This is a genomic window from Actinocrispum sp. NPDC049592, from assembly GCF_040675465.1.
Lineage (GTDB): Bacteria > Actinomycetota > Actinomycetes > Mycobacteriales > Pseudonocardiaceae > Kibdelosporangium.
Genome location: NZ_JBFAPA010000017.1, coordinates 1 through 22,872 on the forward strand (window position 1 = coordinate 1; position 22,872 = coordinate 22,872).

General features: G+C 69.2%; 23 protein-coding genes and 1 pseudogene. 11 read left to right on the forward strand and 13 right to left on the reverse strand.

The features are described 5' to 3' along the window. Positions 1-100: pseudogene (locus tag AB0J95_RS34930) on the forward strand (IS481 family transposase); the annotation flags it as partial. Positions 101-301: 201 nt separating this feature from the next. Here the strand turns inward: AB0J95_RS34930 and AB0J95_RS34935 are convergent. Then, a complete protein-coding gene (locus AB0J95_RS34935; RefSeq protein ID WP_364767820.1) occupies positions 302-1,093 on the reverse strand; it encodes a hypothetical protein in 792 nt (263 codons plus the stop codon). Positions 1,094-1,131: 38 nt separating this feature from the next. Between AB0J95_RS34935 and AB0J95_RS34940 the strand changes: the two genes are divergently transcribed. After that, the gene (locus tag AB0J95_RS34940; protein WP_364767822.1) at positions 1,132-2,325 is read left to right on the forward strand and encodes an MFS transporter; all 1,194 of its coding nucleotides are present in this window, start codon (positions 1,132-1,134) and stop codon (positions 2,323-2,325) included. Here the strand turns inward: AB0J95_RS34940 and AB0J95_RS34945 are convergent. The 3 genes from AB0J95_RS34945 to AB0J95_RS34955 form a co-directional block, all read right to left on the reverse strand. Then, entirely contained in the window at positions 2,265-2,456 is a 192-nt protein-coding gene (locus AB0J95_RS34945; protein ID WP_364767825.1) for a DUF1918 domain-containing protein, read from the reverse strand. The two genes, AB0J95_RS34940 and AB0J95_RS34945, sit on opposite strands and share 61 nt — an antisense overlap. Further along, on the reverse strand, positions 2,437-2,988 hold the full coding sequence (locus AB0J95_RS34950) for a class I SAM-dependent methyltransferase (protein WP_364767828.1): 552 nt from the start codon (positions 2,986-2,988) through the stop codon (positions 2,437-2,439). Before AB0J95_RS34950 ends, AB0J95_RS34945 begins: the two co-directional genes overlap by 20 nt. A gap of 119 nt (positions 2,989-3,107) precedes the next feature. Beyond that, a complete protein-coding gene (locus AB0J95_RS34955; RefSeq protein WP_364767831.1) occupies positions 3,108-3,683 on the reverse strand; it encodes an HhH-GPD-type base excision DNA repair protein in 576 nt (191 codons plus the stop codon). Positions 3,684-3,826: 143 nt separating this feature from the next. Here AB0J95_RS34955 and AB0J95_RS34960 point away from each other — a divergent pair, with 143 nt between their 5' ends. Continuing rightward, positions 3,827-4,408 carry a rhomboid family intramembrane serine protease gene (locus AB0J95_RS34960; RefSeq protein ID WP_364767834.1) on the forward strand — a complete coding sequence of 194 codons (582 nt, stop codon included), beginning with the start codon at positions 3,827-3,829 and terminating at the stop codon, positions 4,406-4,408. Here AB0J95_RS34960 and AB0J95_RS34965 read toward each other — a convergent pair. Continuing rightward, the gene (locus AB0J95_RS34965; RefSeq protein ID WP_364767837.1) at positions 4,359-5,177 is read right to left on the reverse strand and encodes an inositol monophosphatase family protein; all 819 of its coding nucleotides are present in this window, start codon (positions 5,175-5,177) and stop codon (positions 4,359-4,361) included. The genes AB0J95_RS34960 and AB0J95_RS34965 overlap by 50 nt on opposite strands. Before the next feature lie 61 nt (positions 5,178-5,238). Here AB0J95_RS34965 and AB0J95_RS34970 point away from each other — a divergent pair, with 61 nt between their 5' ends. Genes AB0J95_RS34970 through AB0J95_RS34980 form a run of 3 tightly spaced genes read left to right on the forward strand, consistent with a single transcriptional unit; the run spans position 5,239 to position 8,473 of the window. Next, complete coding sequence (locus AB0J95_RS34970) at positions 5,239-5,922, forward strand: response regulator transcription factor (RefSeq protein WP_364767840.1); 684 nt, start codon at positions 5,239-5,241, stop codon at positions 5,920-5,922. A 27-nt stretch (positions 5,923-5,949) separates the two neighbouring features. Beyond that, entirely contained in the window at positions 5,950-7,218 is a 1,269-nt protein-coding gene (locus AB0J95_RS34975) for a HAMP domain-containing sensor histidine kinase (RefSeq protein WP_364767843.1), read from the forward strand. Between the two features lie 55 nt (positions 7,219-7,273). Next, positions 7,274-8,473 (forward strand): cytochrome P450, encoded by a 1,200-nt coding sequence (locus AB0J95_RS34980; protein WP_364767846.1) that lies wholly within the window; start codon positions 7,274-7,276, stop codon positions 8,471-8,473. 1,002 nt (positions 8,474-9,475) lie between these two features. On the opposite strand, the gene AB0J95_RS34985 is transcribed toward AB0J95_RS34980, so the two are convergent. The 6 genes from AB0J95_RS34985 to AB0J95_RS35010 all read right to left on the reverse strand — a co-directional run bounded on the left by AB0J95_RS34985 (position 9,476) and on the right by AB0J95_RS35010 (position 15,711). Then, on the reverse strand, positions 9,476-10,465 hold the full coding sequence (locus tag AB0J95_RS34985; RefSeq protein ID WP_364767849.1) for a malate dehydrogenase: 990 nt from the start codon (positions 10,463-10,465) through the stop codon (positions 9,476-9,478). 87 nt (positions 10,466-10,552) lie between these two features. Continuing rightward, positions 10,553-11,137: a VanZ family protein gene (locus tag AB0J95_RS34990; protein ID WP_364767852.1), complete on the reverse strand. Its 585-nt coding sequence runs from the start codon at positions 11,135-11,137 to the stop codon at positions 10,553-10,555. Positions 11,138-11,217: 80 nt separating this feature from the next. Then, positions 11,218-11,451 carry a DUF3017 domain-containing protein gene (locus AB0J95_RS34995; protein ID WP_364768567.1) on the reverse strand — a complete coding sequence of 78 codons (234 nt, stop codon included), beginning with the start codon at positions 11,449-11,451 and terminating at the stop codon, positions 11,218-11,220. Between the two features lie 50 nt (positions 11,452-11,501). Continuing rightward, positions 11,502-12,350 (reverse strand): bifunctional methylenetetrahydrofolate dehydrogenase/methenyltetrahydrofolate cyclohydrolase, encoded by an 849-nt coding sequence (locus tag AB0J95_RS35000; RefSeq protein WP_364767854.1) that lies wholly within the window; start codon positions 12,348-12,350, stop codon positions 11,502-11,504. Next, complete coding sequence (locus AB0J95_RS35005; protein ID WP_364767857.1) at positions 12,347-13,312, reverse strand: DMT family transporter; 966 nt, start codon at positions 13,310-13,312, stop codon at positions 12,347-12,349. The genes AB0J95_RS35000 and AB0J95_RS35005 overlap by 4 nt, the downstream gene beginning before the upstream one ends. A gap of 1,178 nt (positions 13,313-14,490) precedes the next feature. Next, on the reverse strand, positions 14,491-15,711 hold the full coding sequence (locus tag AB0J95_RS35010) for an MFS transporter (protein WP_364767860.1): 1,221 nt from the start codon (positions 15,709-15,711) through the stop codon (positions 14,491-14,493). Between the two features lie 118 nt (positions 15,712-15,829). On the opposite strand from AB0J95_RS35010, the gene AB0J95_RS35015 reads away from it, so the two are divergent. From AB0J95_RS35015 to AB0J95_RS35025, 3 genes are all read left to right on the forward strand, one after another. Continuing rightward, the gene (locus tag AB0J95_RS35015) at positions 15,830-17,818 is read left to right on the forward strand and encodes a TNT domain-containing protein (protein ID WP_364767863.1); all 1,989 of its coding nucleotides are present in this window, start codon (positions 15,830-15,832) and stop codon (positions 17,816-17,818) included. A 96-nt stretch (positions 17,819-17,914) separates the two neighbouring features. Next, positions 17,915-19,075 carry an SPFH domain-containing protein gene (locus tag AB0J95_RS35020; protein ID WP_364767866.1) on the forward strand — a complete coding sequence of 387 codons (1,161 nt, stop codon included), beginning with the start codon at positions 17,915-17,917 and terminating at the stop codon, positions 19,073-19,075. A gap of 68 nt (positions 19,076-19,143) precedes the next feature. Beyond that, a complete protein-coding gene (locus tag AB0J95_RS35025; protein ID WP_364767868.1) occupies positions 19,144-20,175 on the forward strand; it encodes a hypothetical protein in 1,032 nt (343 codons plus the stop codon). Positions 20,176-20,267: 92 nt separating this feature from the next. Here AB0J95_RS35025 and AB0J95_RS35030 read toward each other — a convergent pair whose 3' ends face one another. Beyond that, positions 20,268-20,714: a universal stress protein gene (locus tag AB0J95_RS35030; protein WP_364767871.1), complete on the reverse strand. Its 447-nt coding sequence runs from the start codon at positions 20,712-20,714 to the stop codon at positions 20,268-20,270. 42 nt (positions 20,715-20,756) lie between these two features. Next, positions 20,757-22,073, reverse strand: coding sequence for a reverse transcriptase family protein (locus AB0J95_RS35035; RefSeq protein WP_364767874.1), 1,317 nt, complete (start codon positions 22,071-22,073; stop codon positions 20,757-20,759). Between the two features lie 152 nt (positions 22,074-22,225). Here AB0J95_RS35035 and AB0J95_RS35040 point away from each other — a divergent pair, with 152 nt between their 5' ends. Further along, on the forward strand, positions 22,226-22,582 hold the full coding sequence (locus AB0J95_RS35040; protein ID WP_364767877.1) for a hypothetical protein: 357 nt from the start codon (positions 22,226-22,228) through the stop codon (positions 22,580-22,582). A gap of 83 nt (positions 22,583-22,665) precedes the next feature. Continuing rightward, positions 22,666-22,794 carry a hypothetical protein gene (locus AB0J95_RS35045; RefSeq protein ID WP_364767880.1) on the forward strand — a complete coding sequence of 43 codons (129 nt, stop codon included), beginning with the start codon at positions 22,666-22,668 and terminating at the stop codon, positions 22,792-22,794. Positions 22,795-22,872: the final 78 nt, after the last annotated feature.

The following is a 22,872-nucleotide window of genomic DNA, read 5'->3' on the forward strand; positions in this document are numbered from 1 at the left end:
GCACTACAACTACCATCGACCCCACACTGCCGCCGGAAACCAACCACCAGCCATCCGGCTCCACACCGGCGTCACCAACGTCATGGCCTCGTACAACTAGGCTCGCGGGGTGCAATCGGCTGGAAGTTCGCTGGCACTACGATCACCGGCGCGCCACGACGCTCGGTACGCATCCTGGCGCACAACCGAAAATCCCTCACAACCTGGAGCGATCGGACAATGATCCGGCACGGTGGAGAGAACGACGACAGCTGAACTGCCGTCGGCCAGAGCAGCTTCCCATCACACAAATGGGAAGCTCTCATTTCAGCTCGAGCCGCATTCCGATGCGCTTGCGAGGCGGGAAGTTGCAACCGGTGAAAGAGAATTTCCGCCGGTCACCGTCATCGGACGCGTCGATCGAGAAATCCCCGTTCGGCTCCGCGAAACCGACCGGCTCGTGATAGGCGTCCAGACCGGCGGGCAGGATGACCGCGTAGGTGGCGCGCTCGAGTGGCCACAGTTTGCTGAACTTGAAGATGTACTCGTCCGGGCGCCGTTCCCTCATGAGCGGCACACACTGTCCCGGCCAGGACCACTCGACCTCGAACCGGAGTTCGCTGCCCTGCCGCACGGGTTCGTGAAAATGCGCCAACACGTCCAGCCTGCTGGCCGACAACCAGGTGGTCGTGATCTCCCAGCTGGTGCCGCGAGTTCCGGCGATCAGCAGGTTGCGAATGGTCAGGCGAACGCGTTTGCGTTGCCGTTCCGGCTGCTCCCAGCCCGACCCGAACCGCAGCTGCAGAAAGTAGAGTTCCTTCTTGAGCACCACCGCGGTTATCGCGATCGTGCAGGTGGCGTCCCCGTTCTCCTGGAGAACAAGTGTCTGGTCCCAGCTCTGGACCCGGACAGTCGGGCGCGGTGGTGTCGCGACGAAATCGCAGTACCGGGTGAGCAGACGCCGGTAGCGGACCGCCTCTCGCTTGAGGTTCGCCCGGTCGGCGAACAGAAGCAACATCAATGACAGCATGACAAGTGTCACCGCGATGAGCAGGCCGGACTCGACTTCATATTCGATCGTGATGAACGGGCCGACCTGCCACCACTTGGACACGGTGGGCGTTTTGCCGGTTTCTGGTAAGTCCAGTGGGTATGTCGCTTCGGACGTATCTGTTGGCAACGGGGACATTCGCGGCCGGGACGAGCGCTCAGGTGATCGCCGGGGTGTTACCCGAGGTGTCGCAGGAGCTGGGGGTTTCGGTCGCGGCGGCGGGGCAGTTGGTGACGGCATTCGCGGTGACCTACGCGGTGGCGTCGCCGTTGTTGGCGGCGGCGACCGGCCGGTGGGAACGGCGGCGGTTGCTGGTCACCGCGCTGATGGTTATGGCTGTGGGCAACGGGTTGGCGGCGGTGGCGCCGAGTTACGGCGTGTTGGTCGTGGCGAGGATGCTGACGGCGTTGGGAGCGGCGGTGTACACGCCGGCGGCGACGATGGTGGCGACGGAGTTGAACCCGCCCGAGCGGCGGGCGCGGGCGATCGCGACGGTGTTCGGCGGGTTGTCGATGTCGCTGGTGCTGGGGATCCCGGTGGGCAGCCTGCTCGCCGGCTCGCTCGGCTACGAGGGGGTGTTCGCGCTGGTCGCGGGCTTGATCGTGGCCGCGGCGGTGGGTGTGCGGGCAGCGCTTCCGGTGGTCGCGGCGCCGCCGAGGGTGGGGTTGCGGGAACGGCTTGGGGTGGTGGGTGATCGGCGGGTGGTGCCGATGTTCGCGGTGACGCTGCTGGTTTCGGTCGCGGGCGTGAGTGTCTACACGTACCTCGCCGAGGTGCTGATCGAGGTCACCGGCGTGCACGGCGGCACGGTGAGCCTGTTGCTGTTCGTCTACGGAATCGCTGGGGTGCTTGGGAACGCGGTCGGCGGATGGGTGGCCGACCGGTTCGGTACCCGGTGGCCGCTGGTCGTGTCGCTGGCCGGAAGTGTTGTGGCGATGGCGTTGTTGCCGGTTGTGGCCGGTGGTTTCGTTGGGGCGGCTGTGATTCTGGTGGTGTGGGGGATGTCGGCCTGGTCGGTCAACCCGCCGATGCAGCACCGGCTGGTCTCCAGCGCACCCGCGACGGCCGGGCTGGTGCTGGCCATGAACGCGTCCGCCGTGTACCTCGGAGTGGGACTGTCCGGTGTGGCCGGTGGCCTGGTCGTGGCGTTCGCGGGCACGCGTGCGCTGGGGCCGGTGGCGGCGGTGGTCGCCGCCGTCGCCCTCACCGTCTTCGTGGTCGCGAGCCGGCCACGTCAGCCCTCGTTCGCCGGCTCCACAACGCAGTCCGGCCCGGGGAAGACCAGGCTCTCGTGACCGTCCGAGAACCGCACCAGGTAGGGCGGGGCGCCGTCCGGGCCGCGTACCTCGATGATCTCGCCGTGCCGATCGGCGAGGCCCACGTTCTTGCCATGGACGAGAAGCCGATCACCTGCCGTTGCCTGCATGGTGGCTCACCTCCGTATCGACCAGCGTAAGACCGCTGACAACCCCGGCGACCAGACCGATCGCCGGCGCCGGGGCGATGTCCCGGCACAGCACGTCCTCAATGGAGAACCCTTGCGCGGCAAGGACTTCCCTCGCCTGCTCGAGCACCTGCCGGTGACGCCCGGGGGTGGGCGGTTGATGAAAGACGAACAACCTCCCGCCCGGCGCCAGCAACGGCCGCACCATCGCGGCCAGCCGCGGCGACGTCCAGAACCCGCTCACGTTCACCGCGAAGACCTTGTCGTACTCGCCGGTCGCGGTGTCCGACTTGCGGATCACCGCCTTGCCCGCCGCGATGTTCGCCCGGTTGCGCCGGACCGCCGCGGCGACCATCACCCCCGACCGGTCGATGGCGGTAATCCGCCCATCACCCAACCTTTCGCACACCAACTCGACCGCGGCCCCATGCCCGCACCCAATTTCCAGCACCCGATCCCCAGCCACGACCCCAAGCGTCTCCACCGCCCACGAGAGCCGCTCCGCGATCGCCACACCCCCGAGTGTCCCGAACACACCCCACGAAAAGAGCCGCCAACCAGGTGTCACTTCACGAAGCACCCGGACGTCAGCGACCGGATCGAAAGCTCCGGCCCGACGCCCCTGGCACCGGCTCACTTCGCGGCTTTGGCGGCGGCCTTCGCTTCCTTCTTGAACGCACGCACCTGGGCCAGCGCCTCAGGACTGGTCACGTCCGCAATGGACCGGTGCGATCCCTCGTCGCCATAGGATCCGGCGGCCTCCCGCCAGCCCTCCGGCTGGATGTTGAGCTGTTTGCCCAGCAGGGCCAGGAAGATCTTGGCCTTCTGCTCGCCGTAACCGGGGAGGGCCTTCAGCCGCTTGAGGACCTCTTTGCCGTCCGGCTTGCCCTGCTTCCAGATCCGGTCGGTCTTGCCGTCGTAGTTCTCCACGATGAACCGCGCCAGCGCGTGCACCCGCCGCCCCATCGACCCGCCGTACCGGTGGATCGCGGGCTTCTGCACGCACACCTCGACGAAGCTCTCCTCGTCCATCCCGGCGATCGCCCGCACATCGAAACCGCCCATCCGCTCGGCGATCTTCTTCGGTCCCGAGAACGCCACCTCCATCGCGATCTGCTGGTCCAGCAGCATCCCGGTGAGCAGCGCGAACGGGTCCTTGCTGAGCAGGCGGTCCGCCTCGGCGTCGCCGGTCAGGTGCAGTTGCGGCATGCCGCACATCCTGGCACGTCCGACCGGTGCACACCTCCCCTGTGGGCCAAAGTCCGCCTGTCCAGTGCCCACGACATCTGTCATGGAAAACGTTGTGACAGCCGGCCTGAGGTCACGCGAACGCGCGCCCTTAGGTTGGGGGTATGGCTGAGAATGCGGTGCCGGCGCTGCCTGGTGTTCGGACGAAACTGCCTGTCGGGACGATTGTGGTGCTGGGGGTGTGGGCGGTTTGTACGGCGGTGTATCACCTTGGGGGTAATGGGTTGTTCTTGGCGGTGCGGCGGGATCCGGAGGCTTTGCGCGCCGGGGAGGTGTGGCGGGTGATTTCGCCGGTGTTGGTGCAGCCTGACTCGGTTCTGACGGTGCTGGGGCTGGGTGTGTTCGCGGCGGTGCTGGGGACCGTGACGGAAAGGGCTTTCGGGACCGGGCGGTGGGTTGTTCTGTTTCTGGCCGGGGCGTTGGCGGGGCATTTGATCGGTGAGATCTGGCAGCCCTACAGCGGTGGGGTTTCGGTCGGATTTTGCGGGCCACTCGGCGCGTTGGCGGTCTGCCTGATCCTCACCAGGAAATGGCAACCCGGAGTCGTGGTCCTCGCTGGGGCGGTGGCGCTCACCGTCATCACCGACATTCACGGGCCCGCGATCCTGGCCGGGGCGCTGGCCGGCCTGCCCCTGATCAGGAGCGGAGCACGAGCTCTACCAGCGACTCAGCCAACGCGGGAGTAGCCGCCGCCACTCCCGACCAGCGGCGGGAGAGGTCCGGGTCGAAGTCCAGCGGACGCCCGTGCACGTCCAGAACCACCCCGCCGGCGGCGGGAACGGTGACCATGGCGGCCGCGAGGTCCATGATCCGGTGCGTGTCCGATCCCGCGTCGATGAACGCGTCGATCGAGCCCTCCGCGACCAAAGCCGCCTCCAGGCAGGTACTGGACAGCACCCGCACCCGGTCGGCCGCGTAGGCCACCCGCATCCAGGCCGCGCGGTTGTTGTCCTTGGGGCGCAACATGGCCACCGACGCACCGTCCACTGTGGTCCGTCCGGAGGTGCGGAACGGGGTCGGCGTGCCGGACCGCGCCCACCACGCCCGGCCGGTGTCGAACCACAGTGTCAACGCCTCCTGGGCCACGCCTTCCTCGACGACCACCCCGGCGAAGCACGACAACGGCACCCCCATCGAGGCGTTGGACGAGCCGTCCAACGGGTCGACCACCAGCGTCACCGTCGACCCGTGGTCGAGGAATCCCGCCTCCTCGCTGAGCAGGTTCACCCGGTTGCGCGACACCGACAGCGCGATGGCCTCCTCCACGATCGCGTCGATCCGCATCGTCGGCGTCCCGTCCGCGCCCATGGCGACCTCCTCGGCCAGCTCTAGGCGGGGATGCGCGGCCCTGGCCGCGCGGAACGCCGAGGCGGCGGCCCGGGCGGCGTCGGCGAGCGCGGCGTGCACCCCTTGGGGCAGCTCGGGTTCGGGCACCGGCCAGGTGATCATCGACATACCTGCACGGTACGAGGGCGGCCCGTGCGAGACCAGCCGCCGAACGGGAACAATGGGTGTCGTGCAGCGCACTGGGGAAGGTCAGTACCTGCTCGTGGTCGACGACGAACCGGCGATCACGGAGCTGCTTTCCACCACCCTTGACCTGGCCGGGTACACCGTCGCCACGGTCCGTGACGGCCGCGCCGCGCTCGCCTCGGTCCAGGAGAAACGCCCCGATCTGGTGATCCTCGACGTGATGCTGCCGGACATGGACGGGTTCACGGTGTGCCGCAGGCTGACCGAGCGCGGCGACCCGCCGCCGGTGCTGTTCCTGACCGCCCGCGGCTCGATCGAGGACACGGTCACCGGCCTGCGGATCGGCGGCGACGACTACGTCACCAAGCCGTTTCACGTGCTCGAGCTGCTCGCCCGGGTGCAGGCGCTGCTGCGCCGGTCCGGCAAGGCGGCGCCCGGGATCCTGCGCAGCGCGGACCTGTCCCTGGACGAGACCACCTTCCAGGCCACCCGCGCGGGCCGCCCGATCGACCTGACGCCGACGGAGTACAAGCTGTTGCGGTACCTGATGCTCAACGCGGGCCAGGTGATGACCAAGGAGCAGATCCTGCAACACGTGTGGCAGCACGATTTCAGCGAGGGCGTGGTCGAGAAGCTGGTGTCCCGCCTGCGGCACAAGGTCGACGCGGGCCACCGGCCGCTGATCCACACCGTCCGGGGCTTCGGCTACCGGATCGCCGAGAACTGAGAGCTGGGAATTGGGAGCCGGAAGCCGATGCGGGGCGCGAAGAGCAAGCTGCTGATCGGGCTCGTCGCGCTGACCGTGCTCGCGATGGTCCTGATCGACCTGGCCGCGTTGTTCGTGCTCAACGTGTACGCCACCGACCGCGTCGACAGCGCGCTGGAGGAGATCCGGCACTCGCTCGACAGCATCTCCGGCCGAGTGGTCACTGTGGACGGTGCCACGGTGGTCCAGCAAGTGCCGGAAGGGTTCTTGGTAGCGTTCGTGGACGAGAACGGGAAGATCGTCCGGCAGAGCGCGCCCGCCGGCCTCACCGGCGAACCGATCACCGCACCCCGGTTCCCCCAGCCCGTTCCGCCGGACTGGGCCAGGGACGCCATCACACTGTCCTCTTCGGACACCCAGTTCCGGGTGCGTACCTTCGATCTCGGCGCCAAGGCGGAGATCGAGGTGCCGGATTCGGCCACGCCGGTGCGGTTCCGGTACGCGATCGTCGCGGGCAGCCTCGCGCCCGGCGAACGCGCGGTGCACCAGCTCCTGCTGTTCGAGCTGATCGCGACCGGTGCCGCGGTGATCGCCGTGTCGCTGTTCGGGTTGATCGTGTTCAACCGGTCCACCCGCGAGCAACGGGAATCCGAGGCGCGGCTGCGGGAGTTCATCGCGGCCGCTTCCCACGAACTGCGCACCCCGTTGACCACCATCCGCGGCTGGGCCGAGCTGCATCGCGTGTCCGGCAAGCCGGAGCTGACCGGGCTGGCACTGAGCCGGATCGAGCAGGAGGCCGACCGGATGAGCCAGCTCGTCGACCAGATGCTGCAGCTGACCAGCCTCGAACAGGGGCCCAAGTTCCGTCGTGATCCCGTTGACCTGCGGGCGATCGCGGCGGAACTGATCGCGGACGCGTCCGTGGTGCAACCGGATCGCCAGATCACCCTCGACGCCCCGGAAGAGGCGACCGTGCCCGGCGACGCGAACGCGTTGCGCCAGGTGATCGGCAACCTGATCACCAACGCCGTCAAGCACACTCCCGCCGGCACGCCCGTGACGGTGACCGTCCGCGGTGGCACGATCGCGGTCACCGATCACGGCCCGGGCATGTCCCCGGAGGTGATGGTGCGCATCTTCGACCGGTTCTACCGGGCCGAAGGCCGTACCTTCGAGGGTGGCACCGGCCTCGGCCTGAGCATCGTCCGGTCGATCGTGCAGGCGCACGGCGGCGAGGTCACGGTCTCCTCGGAGCCGGACGCGGGCAGCACTTTCACCGTCTCGCTGCCGACCGTCAGGTCTTCGTCAGACTACTGACAGCAACACGTCAGCTCCGCAGGGTTTCGTCGAGAACAGACGTGAAGGAGCTGTGATGACGGAAATCCTGTCCGGCGTTCCCACCCTCCCAGCCGACCGGGGCGACAGCCCGCTCGACCCGCCCGCCGGGCTGATCGCCCGCGAGCCGCTGAGCCCGCTGCAGTTCCACGGCGGGAAGACCGGCTGGCTCGTGACGTCCTACGCGCTGGCCCGCCAGATCCTCGCCGACCAGCGCTTCAGCACCCGCAGTGAGCTGCGCGGCTTCGCCCGGCGGGACGGCGAGCCGGACCGGAACATCGAACGGCAGCCGACCAAGCCCGGCATGTTCCTGGCGATGGACCCGCCCGAGCACGGCCGCTACCGCAAGCTGCTGACCGGCCAGTTCACCGTGCGGCGGATGAACGAGCTGATCCCGCGGATCCAGGAGATCGCCACCGAGCACGCCGAGTCGATGCGCCGCGGCGGATCACCGGCCGATCTGGTGCGGGAGTACGCGCTGCCGATCCCGTCGATGGTCATCTGCGAGCTGCTCGGCGTGCCGTACGCCGACCGCGCCCGGTTCCAGGACGGGGCCGGCCGGATGCTCAAGCTGACCTCGTCGATCGAGCAGATCCGCGCGGCCATCGCGGAGATGGAGGCCTACATCCTCGAGCTCGTCGCGGCCAAGCGCGCGAAGCCCGGCGACGACATGCTCAGCGGCCTGATCGAGACGGGCGAGCTGAACGACGGCGAGATGTCCCAGATGGGTTTCCTGCTGTTGCTCGCCGGGCACGAGACCACCGCGAACATGCTGGGCCTGGGCACCTACACACTGCTGACCAACCCCGACCAGCTGGCGCTGCTGCGGTCGGACCCGTCGCTGGTGGACAACGCCGTCGAGGAGCTGCTGCGGTTCCTGACCATCGTCCACTTCGGAGCGAGCCGGACCGCGCTGGAGGACGTGGAGATCGACGGACGGCTGATCAAGGCGGGCGACCCCGTGTCGATCTCGCTGCCCGCGGCCAACCGCGACCCGATGCGGTTCGCCTCACCGGGAAAGCTGGACTTCGGCGGGTCGCCGGCCGGGCACCTCGCGTTCGGTCACGGCATCCACCAGTGCCTGGGTCAGCAGCTGGCCCGGATCGAGATGCGGATCGGATTCACCACATTGCTGCGCGAGTTCCCGACCCTGCGCCTCGATGTGGCGCCGGAGGAAGTGCCCATGCGGTCGGACATGGCGATCTACGGAGTCCACAAACTCCCGGTCGCCTGGTAACCGGTTTGCCTCCGGCCCCCCGGAATCCAGCCTACCGGAAGCCACCGACAAAAACGTCTCACAGGGTAGCTGACCTGCGGAGACGCAATTCTTGTCGGTGCCCGCTGATAGGCTGGAAATCGGGGGCCGGAGGCAAAGCCGACCACAAATCGGCGGCCACCCACCGACTGACATCACCATGAGGCCCCCAGCCAACCCGCCAGCCACAACAATGAGCGACCACCACCCAGCGCGGCAATTCATCAGAGCGACTACCCCCAGCGCGGCAATTCGTCAAAGCGACACCACCCAGCACGCCCCACGACCAAAGCAAGCCACAGCCCAGTACGGTCGGCCACGGCAACGAGCCACCCCGCAACGCGGCCGATCTCCGAAATCAGCCGTCGCCGCAGCGTAGGCGTCAGCCGCGACGCAGCGCAGCCGACCGTCAGAATCTGCCCAGCACCGTGCGGCCGACCACCAGAATCAGCCGCGGCGCAGTGCGGCCGACCACCAGATCGAGCCGCCACCCGTCCGGCCGACCATCAGAAAGAACGGCTACCCCCAACGCGGCCGACCATCGGAATCAGCCATCGCAGCCGACCACCAAAACAGCTGCTGCGCAGTGTGGCCGACCATCAGATCGAGCCGCCACCGGTCCGGTCGACCATAGAAAGAACCGCCAGCCCACTGCGGCCGACAACCAGAACCAGCCGCAGGGCAGCGCGCTCGACGACCGGATCGAGCCGCCACCCGCCCGCCGAACAACAGAACAACCGCCACCTCACCGCGGCCGACAACCAGAACCGGCCGCAGCACAGCGCGCCCGATCGCCGGAATGAACCACTACCCGGTCCAGCCAAATGAGTAGCGGCCAGGAAAATGAGGGCGCTGGCCGACAAAAATCACTTGCTCCGAGCGGCAAGCCCTGCGATCTGGCCAAAGAGCAGCGCCCGGATACGAAAAATGAGCGGCCGGCCCGAAGGCCGACCGCTCATTTCCGCGAACTCAGGTAAGCGCCACTCAGATCAGGCCGAGGGCCTGCACCGCGTCGCGCTCCTCGGCCAACTCGGCCACGGAGGCGTCGATCTTGGCGCGGGAGAAGTCGTCGATCTCCAGGCCCTGGACGATCTCGTAGCCGCCGCCGGTGGAGGTCACCGGGAACGAGGAGATCAGGCCCTCGGGCACGCCGTACGAACCGTCGGACACCACACCCGCGGAGGCCCACTGGCCCTCAGCGGTGCCGTTCACCCAGTCGTAGACGTGGTCGATGGCGGCGTTGGCGGCGGACGCCGCGGAGGACGCGCCGCGGGCCTCGATGATCGCCGCGCCGCGCTTGGCCACGGTCGGGATGAAGGTGTCGGCCAGCCAGGCCTGGTCGTTCACGAGCTCGGCCGCGTTCTTGCCGTTGACCTCGGCGTGGAACAGGTCCGGGTACTGGGTCGCGGAGTGGTTGCCCCAGATCACCAGTTTCTTGATCTCGTTGACGCTCACGCCCAGCTTGGCGGCCAGCTGGGAGTAGGCGCGGTTCTGGTCGAGGCGGGTCATCGCGGTGAACCGGTCGGCCGGCACGTCCGGGGCGTGCGAGCGGGCGATCAGCGCGTTGGTGTTGGCCGGGTTGCCGACCACCAGGACGCGGACGTCGTCCGCCGCGTGCGCGTTGATGGCCTCGCCCTGCGGCTTGAAGATTCCGCCGTTGGCCTCCAGCAGGTCACCGCGCTCCATGCCCTTGGTCCGCGGCCGGGCGCCGACCAGCAGGGCGACGTTCACGCCGTCGAACGCGACGTTCGGGTCGTCGGTGATGTCGATGCCCGACAGCAGCGGGAAAGCACAGTCGTCCAGCTCCATGGCCGTGCCCTCGGCCGCCTTCAGGGCCGGGGTGATCTCCAGCAGCTTCAGCCGGACGGGCGTGTCCTGGCCGAGCAACTGGCCCGAGGCGATGCGGAACAGCAGGGCGTAGCCGATCTGGCCGGCCGCGCCGGTGACGGTGACGTTGACGGGGGTGCGGGTCATTGCCTTCCGATCCACTCCAGAGCGAGTAAGGGGGTCTCGGGCGCGACCAGCGCGGGCCTCAGCGCCGGGACCAGCCCCCGCAGGCTATCAACCCTGGAAAGCGCGGTCCCGCAGCGGTGATGGTGCTCTCATGGGTTCTGCGACACGCACCCTCGCGATGGCGCCCGCGACTGTCACCGCGGCGATCCAGCCGAGCGCGGCGCCGAGGGTGTTGGCCATCAGGTCGTCCACGTCGAAGATCCGGTACACGAACGGGGCGGTGCCGAAGTTGCCGCTCAGCTGGGTGATCTCGACCACCAGCGAGACGGCGAACCCGACCATCACCGTCTCCTGGAACGAGCGTCGCCAGACGACGATCGCGAGCACGCCCAGCGGCACGAACAGCAGGGTGTTGAGCACCACCTGTTCGAGTGCCTTGACGTCACCGCCTGCGAAGTCCAGCACCCACTGGAACGGCATCAGCTGAATGGTCTGCCGCAGCCGGTGCGCGCCGGGGCCGGGCAGCGGCAGGAACACCACGGCGAGCGCGAGCGTGGCGTACAGAGTGACCACCGCGCCCGCGGGCACGTGCCGCTTCTGCCGGAGAACCAGCTGCGTGACGGCCACGACCGGCCAGATCACGAGGAAGCCGATCAGTCCGAAGTGGATCGCGGTGGTCTGTGCCGTGGTCATGGGAACGACGTTATGGATCGCCGTGTCCCCTGACTTCGGTCGAAAAGCTCGCCGGTCTCGGCCGCTCGGCCAGGACCGGGTCAGCCGAATGGCCCGCCGGTGATGGTCAGCGCGACGAACATGATCATTCCGCCGAACCCGCCGTAGAGCAGGAAGTCGACCTTGCGGGTGCGCACCGCGAGCAGGCCGGCGCGCTGGTCGGACAGCATGATCCGCAGGATCGCGGCGACCAGCAGGGCGACGCCGATCAGGACGGTGCCCTGCCGCCAGTGGTACATCACGATCCGCACGAGCCCGAGCACCACGATCAGCATCACCGCGGCGAACGGCAGCTGGGCGCGCGAACCGTTGCCCTGTGCCACGGTCACCCCTGGGCCTCGGCGGCTTCCACGACGTTGGTCAGCAGCATGCCGCGGGTCATCGGCCCGACCCCGCCGGGGTTCGGCGAGATGAACCCGGCGATCTCGGCCACGTCCGGGTGAACGTCGCCGCGCATCCCGTCGGCGGTCTGGCTGACCCCCACGTCCAGCACGGCCGCGCCCGGTTTGACCATGTCCGCCGTGACCAGGTGCGGCACCCCGGCGCCGGCGATCACGATGTCGGCGCGGCGGATCTCGGTGGCCAGGTCCTTGGTGCCGGTGTGGCACAACGTGACCGTGGCGTTCTCGGACCGACGGGTGAGCAGCAGGCCCAGCGGGCGGCCGACGGTGACACCACGGCCGACGATCGTGACGTTCGCTCCGGCGATGGGCACCTGGTAGCGGTTGAGCAGCTCGACGATGCCGCGCGGGGTGCAGGGCAGCGGAGCGGGTTCCATCAGCACCAGGCGGCCGAGGTTGACCGGGTGCAGGCCGTCGGCGTCCTTGGCCGGGTCGATGCGCTCCAGCAGACGTCCGGTGTCGAGGTGCCTGGGTACCGGGAGCTGCACGATGTAGCCGGTGCAGGCGGGGTCCGCGTTCAGCTCGTCGATGACGGCCTCGGCGTCCTCCTGCGAGATGTCCGCGGGCAGGTCCTTGCGGATCGAGGTGATGCCGACCTTGGCGCAGTCCCGGTGCTTGCTGCGGACGTACATCGCCGAGCCCGGGTCGTCGCCGATGAGGACCGTGCCCAGGCCGGGTTCGATCCCGCGGGCCTTGAGCGCGGCGACGCGCACCTTCAGGTCCTCGTAGATCGCTTGCAGGGTCGCCTTGCCATCCAGGATCGTCGCGCTCACGCCGTCATCCTCTCAGAGCGCTCGGGTATCGCAGCGACAACCACCGCGACCAGCGTGATCACGGTACCCAGCACACTCGCGACCGTCAGCTCTGTTCCTCTGGCAGGAACCACGAGATCGAGCAGGACGGCTCCGCCGAGCTGACCGGCGACCGTGCAGAGGCTGAGCAGCAGCACACCGATGGCCTTGACCACGAGGACACCGCCGGAGATCACGAAGATCCCATACAGGCCGCCGGTGTAGAGCCACCACTCGGACGGCGCCCGCGTTGGCCAGCCGCGGATCGCGAGATCGACGACGAACGCGACGAGCAGCGTCGCCATCGCGACGCCGAAGTTGACCAGGGCGGCCAGGAACGAGTTGCCCGCGGTCTGGCGGACCAGCCCGTTCATCGCGCTCTGCCAGGCCAGCCCGAACCCGGCGACCGCGGGCAGGATGACGAGCCACACCTTCCCGGCGGCGCCGATGTCGCCGTTCAGGGAGACGACCACGGCGACCACCGCGATGGCGGCGCCCAGAATGCGCCAGCCGGTGATGGCCTGCTGCCCGCCCGGCCCGATCCCGGCCCGGTCGACGAGCAACCCGCTCAGCAGCTGCCCGGTCACGGCGGCGACGGTGAACAGCGCCACCCCCAAGGTCGATACGGCGATCCCTTGTCCCGCAATGAAAAGCGCCCCACACACCCCACCAAGACATTGCCACCACAGGAGTTCCCGTGTACGCAACCCATCCCGGAACCGCGCGATCCCCCGCCGTCCGCTCGAAGTCAGCGGAAGAACAACCCCCAACACAACCAACCCGCCCAGCGTGGAGATGGCCGCAGCGGCAACCCCATCCCCCAATCCAGCCCCCAACTGCCCGTTGACCCACCCCTGAACCGCCAACAACCCCCCGCACACCACCGCCACAACCACATACCCAACCTTCACCGCCCCATTGTCAGCGCCCACCCCAAGATCCACCGATCATGCGACCCGCATCACAGCCGCTCCCGGCGGACCCGCACTGGTGACAAGGCGACCACCACTCCGCCATACCCAACGAGCTTGCGAAGCCAGCCCCTTCGAACCCGCCCCCTCCGCCTGCCCACCTCCTCGCCTCCTGACCATCACCCTCGCACCACGGCAACCCTCGCCCAGGCGCAACCCTCGCACCACGGCCCCCCTCGCCCCACGAGCAACCCTCGCACCACGGCCCCCCCTCGCACCACGAGCAACCCTCCGCTAGCCACGTTCATAACCCCGCCGACGCCACCCACCCCAGTCCACGCTCACCCCCTCGCCCCAGCCCACCTCACCGCCCCACCGACGCCACCCACCCAGCCCACACTCACCCCTTGCCCCAGCCCACGTTCCCCCTTTGCCCCAGCCCACCTCACCGCCTCGCCCGCGCCACCCACCGCAAGCCAACGGTTGTGGCCACGTGCCCAAGCCACCTCACAGCCCAACCATCACCAGCCCACTCCACGCTCAACGCCCCGCTTCCCACCAGCCCACTCTCGCCACCAACCCACACTCACGACCCCGCCGACACCACTCGCCTCCGGGCGCTGGCCCACGACCCTGCCGACACCACTCGCCTTCGGGCGCTGGCCCGCGGCATCACTCACCATCGACACCCGCCCGCAGCCCGGGCATCACTCCCCATCGGCGCTGGCCTGCGCCCACGACCCCGCCAATGCCACCCGCCTCCCGTATTGACCCACGACCCCGCCAGTGCCACTCGCCTCCCGTGTTGCCCCATGGCCCCGCTGACACCACTCGCCCCGGCACTGGCCCGCAGCCGCGGCATCACCCACCATCGACACCCACCCGCAGCCCGGGCATCACTCGCCGAGGCGAACAAGGCCCGCTACCCCACCACGGCGCGCCGCCCGGAAACCGCAGGAGCGATCTCGCGACTACCGCCGAGTTCCCTCACCGCCCGCTGTCGCTCAGCGGCACCCGCTCGTCTCCCACCTCGTTGCCGTGTGTACCCGGCTCGGTGGCGCTGCGGAGCATGCCCGAGATGCCTCCGCTGCGATCGCGGACATGGCGTTCGGCGCGGCCCTCCATCGGCTCGTGGATGACGGGCGGCGCTGGGCTCGCCCCGAGTGAGCGCGACTCTGCGATCCCGAGGCCTGGGCGACGAGCGGCGGGAGTCAGGCGGGGGTGGGGTGGAGGGCGGGTTTGGGGGTGGGGATGAGGAGGGTGAGCAGGACGGCGAGGATGCCGATGGCGGTGGCGCCGGTGGCGGCGAAGGCGGGGCCGCCGTGGTCGAGGAGCATGCCGGAGCCGGGCAGGGCGATGAAGAACCCGGCGGTGGACGCGGTGGAGGCCCAGCCGAAGGCCTCGGCGCGGCGATCGGCGGGGGCGAGTTCGCCCAGGACGATGTTGGCGGCGGCGACGGCAGGCGAGATCGCCGCGCCACCGAGTAAGAGCACGAGACCGACGAGCCACGGCGACGCGGGATCGAACAACGGCGGCAGCACGGGGATGAGCGCGGCGAGGCCGACGAGGGTCAGCAGGACGCGGAACGCCAGCCGCGGCTGACCGGACAGCCCACCGGCGATCATCCCGCCACCGAACGACCCGACGGCCCACACGGCACCCAGCGCACCGGCGAGGATCGGCAGGTCCATGTTCCGCGCGAGCGCCACGATGGTCGTGTCCACGGTGAACAACGCGCCGACGAGGCACACCATCAGCCCGAGGGACGCGAGCACACCGGGAGCCCGGAGCAGACCCGTCGAGGAAGTCGCCCGGGTGGACGCCGGCAGCGGCCCGCCGTAACCCGCTGTGGTCAAAGCCCGCGCGAAGACCACCGAACCGAGTGTGGCCAACACCCCACAGGTCACGATGGCCAACGCAGGGTTCAACACGGCCACCACCGAAGCGGCTAACAACGGCCCGACCGCGTACAGCAGCTCGGTGAACGTGGCCTCGACGGTGTACATCGAGGTCAGCGCGCTCCCGGAGAGCATCCGCGGCCAGGTGGCCCGCGCGATCGGGGCGACCTGCGGGCAGGACAGACCGACGGTGAAGGCCAGGACGCCCTCCACCGGCCACCACCCAGCCGGCAACCAGCTGGGTAAGTACGCCACAAGGGTTAACCCGAGGCCATAAGTCACACCCGAGACCATCAGCTGGCCGGCGGCGCCGCGCTTGTCCGCCAGACGGCCGAGCACCGGCCCGGCCACGCCCAGACCGGCCATCAGCAGGGCCGCCACCACCCCCGCACGGGCGTACGAGCCGGTCCATCCGGCGATCAGAAAGGACATGGCGAGCGGGGTGCCCGTCTGGTGCAGCCGGCCGACCAAAGTCCAGGTCAGCAGGGCCAAGGCCTGCGGCACCCGGGCCAGTTCTCGGTACGGTCGAAGCACCCCGACACTGTCTCAGACCCCACCGACATTTCCGGAGCGATTACTCTTCGGGGCGTCACGGGTCCGGTTGGGCACATGGTGAATTCCGCATGTGCCGAACCGGCGTGCGAAAGGGAGGATGGGGATCGTGACGCAACCGACCCAGCTGGATCCGACCGAGCAGGACACTCTGGTCAAGCAGATCGGCCTGGCTCTGCTGCGGGCCTGCCCGCCGGAGTGGGAACAGGTCACGGTGCAGTACCGGGCGGTAGGCCGGTACCACGAGATGACCGCCGAGCTGACCGCGGAGAACGAGGAAGCCCGGCCGTGGACGGTCGCGCCCGACATCGCCGGCCTGTTCGGCCGGTTGCGCGCGGGCATGTACCGCGACGGCCGCGGAACCTGGTTCAACGCGCGCTACCAGCTCGACCGGCCGTCCAGTTACAACCTCGAGTACGACCGCGAGGAACCGCGCTGGAACACCCCTCCGCCGCCGCCCGCGTACGCCGATGAGCTGCGGATGTTCCAGCGCGACGAGGAGAACGTCCCCGAGTGGCTCTCGCGCCGGGTCTCGGCCGCGATGCCGCCGCCTCCGCCGCCAGGACAACCACAGCAGCCACAACCACCTCAGCCGCCTCAGCCGATGACGCCCCCGGGCGGCCTGCCAAGGTTCCGCGTCGCGCGCACGTTCGACGGGCTGGGCCCACAGGGTCGCCCGATTGTGAACCGCCCGCAGGTGGACGAACTGGACACCGAGGCCCTGCTGGGTTACCTCGATGACGCTCCGGTCGTGATGCCCAGCCGTGGCCTCGACGTCGACCGGCTCGACCCGGAGGGCCGCAACTCGGTGCCGATCGCGTTCCACAGCGACGGCACCTGGATCTGGCCCGCGTCGGTCAACTACTACCTGCGCACGTACGGCGTGAGCCCCGAGCCCGACCTGGTGGACCACATCCGCCGACAGGGTTTCGAGGTGCCCAGCGACATCGACGAGGCCGCACTCGCCGAGGCCGCCGCATATGTGTCGCGCGGCACTCCGCCGCCACCGCCCGGTGGCCGGCCCGCGGCACCGCCGCCTCCCCCACCACCACCGCCCCCGCCGTCGATGCCGGTACCGCCTCCACCTCCGCCGCCGCCCCCAGCGCCGCCGGCAGCGCCGCCTCCACCTCCCGTGCCGGTCGCCCCCGCGGTCAGCGCGCCGCCGCCTCCGGGCCCGGCACTCGGCCAGGTCCGGGCGAAGTTCGCTGAACTGGGTGTCCCGGAGACGGCGTACCGGATCGGCCCGCCGGTGGACCGCACGTGGACGCTGGAGCGTGTCGAGGACAAGTGGAAGGTCGGCTGGTTCGAACGCGACCAGTACGTCTCGCCGACCACGTTCGAGGACGTCGCCGACGCGGCCGCCTTCCTGCTGGGCAAGGTCCTGCTGGACGGTCAGCGCCCGCGCCAGGCGGAGCCACCGCCGCCACCGTTCGCCGAGACCCAGCCGCGCATGGATCCGCTGCACGAGCCGCAGCAGTCCGTGTCCTTGCCCACGCCACCGCCGCCTCCTCCGCCCCCGCCGCCTGTCGACGACGACATGGCCAAGACGGTCCTGTCGTTGCCGTCGCTGGCGTCGTTGGAGGACACCGACGAGCGTGAGCCGGTCTCGGTGCCGAGCGCGCCGCCGCCCGAGCCGCAGCCGACCGGCCAGCAGCACGCGGCCACCGCGATGATGCCGATGTCCGCAACCCGCGGCGTCGGGGCGCCCGACCCGGCGCCGTCGCGTCCGCAGGACTGGCCGATCCAGCCGCTGTACGGCGAGCCGCCGCTGACTTTGTTCCGCGGCAAGCGAATGATCGAGCTGCACCCGGGCACGGAGATCGACCGGTACGGCGACGCCGACGGAAACCTCACCTATGCCGTCGGCACGCCGTTCACGTCCCGCTCGCTGGTTCCGGACTGGATCAACCGCGATTACCACACCTACCGCGTGCAGCAGCCGTTCGAGGCGCTGACCGGAGTGGCGATCCCGTGGTTCGAGCAACCCGGTGGTGGAACGGCGTTTCTGTTGCCGCACGCGGTGGAGGACCTGGTCGAGGACGGGTTCCTGATCGAGGTCCCCGGACGGGAGCGCCCGCCGCACAACTGAATCCGCGTTACGGAGCCCCAGTGTTAACACCGTGTGGTCCCCGCTGATACTGCTATCGACGCGAAGCCGTTCGAGGCTTGGAAGCAGCGGGGAGATATGGGCGTTTTCGACAAGATCCGTGGCGAGTTCATCGACATCATCGAGTGGACCGACGACAGCCGGGACACCATCGTGTGGCGGTTCCCCCGCTACGAGAACGAGATCAAGATGGGCGCCAAGCTCACCGTGCGTGAGTCCCAGGTGGCCGTCTTCGTCAACGAGGGGCAGGTCGCGGACGCGTTCGTGCCCGGCATGTACACGCTGGAAACGCAGAACATGCCGATCATGTCGACGCTCAAGGGCTGGAAGTACGGCTTCCACTCGCCGTTCAAGGCCGAGGTGTACTTCGTCAACACCCGTCAGTTCACCGACATGAAGTGGGGCACGCAGAACCCCATCATCGTGCGCGACCCGGAGTTCGGCATGGTCCGGCTGCGGGCGTTCGGCGCGTTCGCGCTGCGGGTGACCGATCCGGTCGCGCTCCTGCGGGAACTGGCCGGTACCGACCCGCAGTTCCGCACCGAGGAGGTGGCGGAGCACCTGCGGCAGGTGATCGTCGGCAAGCTGGCGCCCGCGCTGGCCAGCGCCGGGGTGCCGATGCTGGACCTCGCGATGCACCAGGGCGACATCGGCGACAAGCTGGCCACCGCGCTGACCCTCGAACTGCACTCGATGGGCCTTTCGGTGCCCAGGTTCATCATCGAGAACATCTCGCTGCCGCCCGAGGTCGAGGCGGCCATCGACAAGCGCTCGCAGATGGGCGTGCTCGGAAACCTGGACCAGTTCACCAAGTTCCAGACCGCGAACGCGATCGAGAACGCCTCGCTGAACGAGGGCGAGGCGGGTGCGGGCGTCGGGATCGGCCTCGGCATGGGGCTCGGTCAGGCGGTCGGTTCCGCTATGCAGCAACAGTTCCAGCAACCGCAGCAGCCGGTTCAGCAGCCACAGCAACAGTTCCAGCAGCCGCAGATGGCTCCGCCGCCGCCGTTGCCCGCGCCCGCGGCCCCGTGGTTCATGGGCGTGAACGGCCAGCAGGTCGGCCCGTTCGACCAGAACCAGCTGTCCCAGCAGGTCGCCGCCGGGGCGCTGACCGCGAGCACCCTGGTGTGGCGCAACGGGATGAACGGCTGGGTGGCCGCGGGCCAGGTGCCCGAGCTGGCCGCGTTGTTCGGCGCCGTGCCACCGCCCCTTCCCCCATCACTTCCCCCACAGGCCTGAGGTCCATGAACGACTTACCAGCCCCGGCCGCGCACCACACCTACCCTTGCGGCGGTTGTGGTGCGCGCGTGCAGTTCGCGCCCGGCACGAACGTGTTGCGCTGCCCGTACTGCGGCTACCAGCAGGAGATCACCACCGCGGACCGCCAGGTGCGCGAGCTCGCGTTCGCCGAGCTGAGCACGTTGCCGCGCAAGCCGGTCGGCTCGATCGGCGCGTACACGTTGGTGTGCCAGCAATGCGCGGCCCGCACGGAGACCAACGAGGTCGCCAGCAAGTGCCAGTTCTGCGGGTCACCGCTCGTGGTCGACTCCAACGCCACCGGCCAGATCGTCGCCGAGGCCGTGCTGCCGTTCCGGCTGGACCGCGGCGGGATGCGGGACGCCCTGGGCAAATGGACGTCCTCGCGGTGGTTCGCGCCGGGAGCGCTGAAGAAGGTGCGCGAGGCGGAGTCCACAAAGGGCACTTATGTTCCACATTGGACGTTCGATTCGGCCACGGTGTCGCAGTACGTCGGCCAGCGCGGCGAGCACTACTACACGACCGAGTCCTACACCGACGACAACGGCAACCAGCAGACCCGCCGCGTGCAGCACACCCGTTGGTACCCGGTGCGGGGTGTGGTCGACCGGTTCTTCGACGACATGCTCATCCCGGGCAGCACCACGTTGCCGGAGAAGAAGCTCGCCGACCTCGAGCCGTGGCCGCTCACCGAGGCCGCCCCGTACCAGCCGCAGTACCTGGCCGGGCACTTCGCGCTGCGCTACGACGTCGAGCCGGAGCCGGCGTTCGAGCTGGCCAAGCACCAGATGAGCAACGTCATCCGCGAGGACTGCCGCCGGGACATCGGCGGCGACGAGCAGCGGGTCAACGAGGTGGCGACCGAGCACAACAACGTCACCTTCAAGCTCATGCTCCTCCCGGTCTGGATCGCGACGTACATCTACGCGGGCCGGACCTGGCAGATCCTGATCAACGGCTGCACCGGCGAGGTGCACGGCGAGCGCCCGTACAGCAGGCTCAAGATCGCGCTGGCGATCCTGCTCGTGCTGGCGGTCATCGCCGCGATCGTGATCTGGGTGGTCGCCAGCAAGCATCGCTGAGGGTGGTCCGGGGTTCGGCGCCTCGTTCCTTGCTCACCGAGTCGCGTACTCGCCAGTACCGGACAGTGACGGCCGTCACATGTGGATAACCGCTACGGCACGACCACGACCGGGCGTTTGGCGTCCTTGATCAGCATCTTGGGCACCGAACCGACCAGGCCGCCACCGTGGCGGGACCGGCCGACGACGATACAGTCCGCGCGGCGCTCCTCCGCGATGGCCTCCAGGCCGTGCGCGGGGTCGCCGCGGTAGTGCACGAGCTCCCACGGGATGCCCGCGTGCTCCAGGTAGGCCGCGGCGTCCTTGCGGATCTCGTCGACGAACGCCGAGGCGGCCTCGGTCGCCCCGGCCATCCCCATCGCCGTCCAGTACGCCGGGCTGGCGATCGGTTCGACGTAGACGAGCACCAGCTTGGCGCGTTCCCGCCGGGCGAGCCCGCCCGCCCACGCCGCCGCGTGCAACGCGGGCGGACTTCCGTCAACGCCCACGACGATCACGGTCGACCCGTCTTTGCCGATCTCGAAACCGCCCTCGGACACACCCGGATGGTAAGGGGGCGAGCGGCAAAGCACAGGTTGCGGTCACCAACTGACACGTTCGTAAAGAAACCGCAACTTGGCGCCACGCCCGGGATGCCCGGCCGCGACCCACTCGATGCGGCCCCGCACGTGCGCCTGGAAGTCGTGGTGGCCGTTGCGGTTCTGCGCCTCCGGGCCGGTGCGCGCACAGTTGTGCAGCAACGCTTTCAGCGCGTCGAACTCGGCCCGGGAGACGGTCGGCGTGGCGTTGACCACGAGCCCGGTGAGGCGCTGGCGTTGGTGCGCCGCGGCGATCCTGGTCTTGTCGGGCCGTACCCGGAACCCCTCGTCGGCGGCGATCCGGCGGACCCCCGGGAGCAGGCGATGTAACGGAAGCGTTTGCGGGCCGGAGAACGCGAGGTCGTCGGCGTAGCGCGTGTAGTCGGCGCCGAGGCTGCGCGCCAGCCCGGCCAGGCGTGCGTCGAGGCGGTGTGCGACCGCGTTGGCGAGCGCGGGTGAGGAGGGCGCGCCTTGTGGGAGGTGCTGGTACGCGAGGTGGTTGAGCAGGCGGCGCCGGACGTCCGGGTCACCGGCGGACGGCGGGGCTTCGATCAACACGTCTTTGGGCGTTCGCGTGGTGAGCAGTCCCGCCAGCCGCGCCGCCACGGGTTCCGGGTAGCCGGCGGACTTCAGCAGGGCCCGGACCCGCGCTCCGGTGACCGCGGCGAAGAAGCCTTCAAGATCCATCCGGACCACGAAGGCCTTGCCCGCGTGGGGTTGCGCGTAGGTGTGCGCCGACCGGCCGGTGCGGAACCCATGTGCGGCTTCGTGAACCGGCAGGGCAGCGATGAGGTGGCGGGCGATCCGGCGCTGGGCCTCGGCGAGCCTGGGTTTGGGTGCTTCGATCAACCTGAGACCGCCGGTGGACGTGGTCATCCAGCGATTCTTGTAGTGCCTGATCTTGCCGGCCGCGTGCCGGTTCCAGCCACGCGCGTCGGCCATCCAGTCCACTTCGGACGGTGTGAGGTCCAGCAGCGCGGCCAAGTCCGTCGTGGAGGTCCATTGTGGTACGCGTGGCCACCATTTGCGTTCCGGCGGACTTTCTTGCAGGGCAACCGGAAAGGCCATGATCTGGCGGGCGAGATCGGCCGGGTCGCCGAACGGGCGGGTCGGCGAGTGCTGGACGAGCAGGTCGGCCATGGTCTCGGCGGCCGCCGGATCCGGGTAGAGGTCCACCAGGCGCCCGGCGATCTCCGGACGGCGCCAGGGCCCGGCCAAAGCGAGTGCGGCGACGCGGAATGACTCTTGCTCTCTCCAACCGCGCGCACCCACGTCCGCAACGCGTACCGCCGCGCGTGGGGCGCCATGCTCAGCTGACATCGTGCACCCCGGGGTTGCCCCGGAGGGGCGTTGAACCCAACGCCTGCTCATGTCCGCGTCGCCGCACCCCGCCGAGCGTAACCGAGTTTCGATTGCGGACAAGAAGTGTCCTAAAGCGGCCATAGGCTGGTGCCCTGATCCACGAAGCTTCGGTGTTCCTGCAGGCCGACCAGGCCGCGGTGTCGGTGTTCAGCCGGATCGCGGACTGGGACTCGATGATCCCGCCGCTGTTCGACATGCCCGGAGCCGACGAACACCTGCCACTGCGCCAAATGGTCAACCACCAGGTGTACGACGACGCCTGGGTCCCCGACATGCTGGCGGGGCGGACGATGGACGCGGCCGGACGCGGCAAGTTCGACGGCGACCTGCTGGGATCCTCGCCTTCGTCGGCTGTGCCCGGATCGGGCACGCGGCGCAATCGGCGGCTCGTCAGGTCACCGACCGGGACGCGGTCGTGCACTGCTCGTTCGGCGACTGTGCGACATGGGAGTACTTCTGGCAGCTGAACATCTCCCGGTCCCTTGCGGCACACGAAGTCGCGCGCCACATCGGACAGCCGAGCCCGTTGTCGGAGGAGTTGTCGCGCGCGATGTTCGAGGGAACGGCGCCGGCCGCGGAGATGTGGCGGTCACTCGGGATCTACCGCGCCCCGGTCCCCGTCGGCGCGGATGCCTCGTGGCGGACCCGGTTCCTGGCGTTGACCGGGCGAACTTCCTGAGACGGCGGCGCCGGGGCGAAGTAGGCGCCGCCGCCGGTGTCACGGGGCAGCAGGAGCGGCACAGACCTTGGGGGGAAC

What these genes read in the sequence shown, in the direction of transcription:
- AB0J95_RS35020 (WP_364767866.1), top strand. Translation starts at nt 17,915, where the DNA reads ATGGGCGTTTTCGACAAGATCCGTGGCGAGTTCATCGACATCATCGAG.
- AB0J95_RS34965 (WP_364767837.1), bottom strand. Translation starts at nt 5,177, where the DNA reads ATGTCGATGATCACCTGGCCGGTGCCCGAACCCGAGCTGCCCCAAGGG.
- AB0J95_RS35015 (WP_364767863.1), top strand. Translation starts at nt 15,830, where the DNA reads ATGGGGATCGTGACGCAACCGACCCAGCTGGATCCGACCGAGCAGGAC.
- AB0J95_RS34960 (WP_364767834.1), top strand. Translation starts at nt 3,827, where the DNA reads ATGGCTGAGAATGCGGTGCCGGCGCTGCCTGGTGTTCGGACGAAACTG.
- AB0J95_RS35045 (WP_364767880.1), top strand. Translation starts at nt 22,666, where the DNA reads ATGTTCGAGGGAACGGCGCCGGCCGCGGAGATGTGGCGGTCACTCGGG.
- AB0J95_RS34985 (WP_364767849.1), bottom strand. Translation starts at nt 10,465, where the DNA reads ATGACCCGCACCCCCGTCAACGTCACCGTCACCGGCGCGGCCGGCCAG.
- AB0J95_RS34945 (WP_364767825.1), bottom strand. Translation starts at nt 2,456, where the DNA reads ATGCAGGCAACGGCAGGTGATCGGCTTCTCGTCCATGGCAAGAACGTG.
- AB0J95_RS35035 (WP_364767874.1), bottom strand. Translation starts at nt 22,073, where the DNA reads ATGTCAGCTGAGCATGGCGCCCCACGCGCGGCGGTACGCGTTGCGGAC.
- AB0J95_RS34955 (WP_364767831.1), bottom strand. Translation starts at nt 3,683, where the DNA reads ATGCCGCAACTGCACCTGACCGGCGACGCCGAGGCGGACCGCCTGCTC.
- AB0J95_RS34940 (WP_364767822.1), top strand. Translation starts at nt 1,132, where the DNA reads ATGTCGCTTCGGACGTATCTGTTGGCAACGGGGACATTCGCGGCCGGG.
- AB0J95_RS34980 (WP_364767846.1), top strand. Translation starts at nt 7,274, where the DNA reads ATGACGGAAATCCTGTCCGGCGTTCCCACCCTCCCAGCCGACCGGGGC.
- AB0J95_RS34995 (WP_364768567.1), bottom strand. Translation starts at nt 11,451, where the DNA reads ATGCTGATCGTGGTGCTCGGGCTCGTGCGGATCGTGATGTACCACTGG.
- AB0J95_RS34975 (WP_364767843.1), top strand. Translation starts at nt 5,950, where the DNA reads ATGCGGGGCGCGAAGAGCAAGCTGCTGATCGGGCTCGTCGCGCTGACC.
- AB0J95_RS34990 (WP_364767852.1), bottom strand. Translation starts at nt 11,137, where the DNA reads ATGACCACGGCACAGACCACCGCGATCCACTTCGGACTGATCGGCTTC.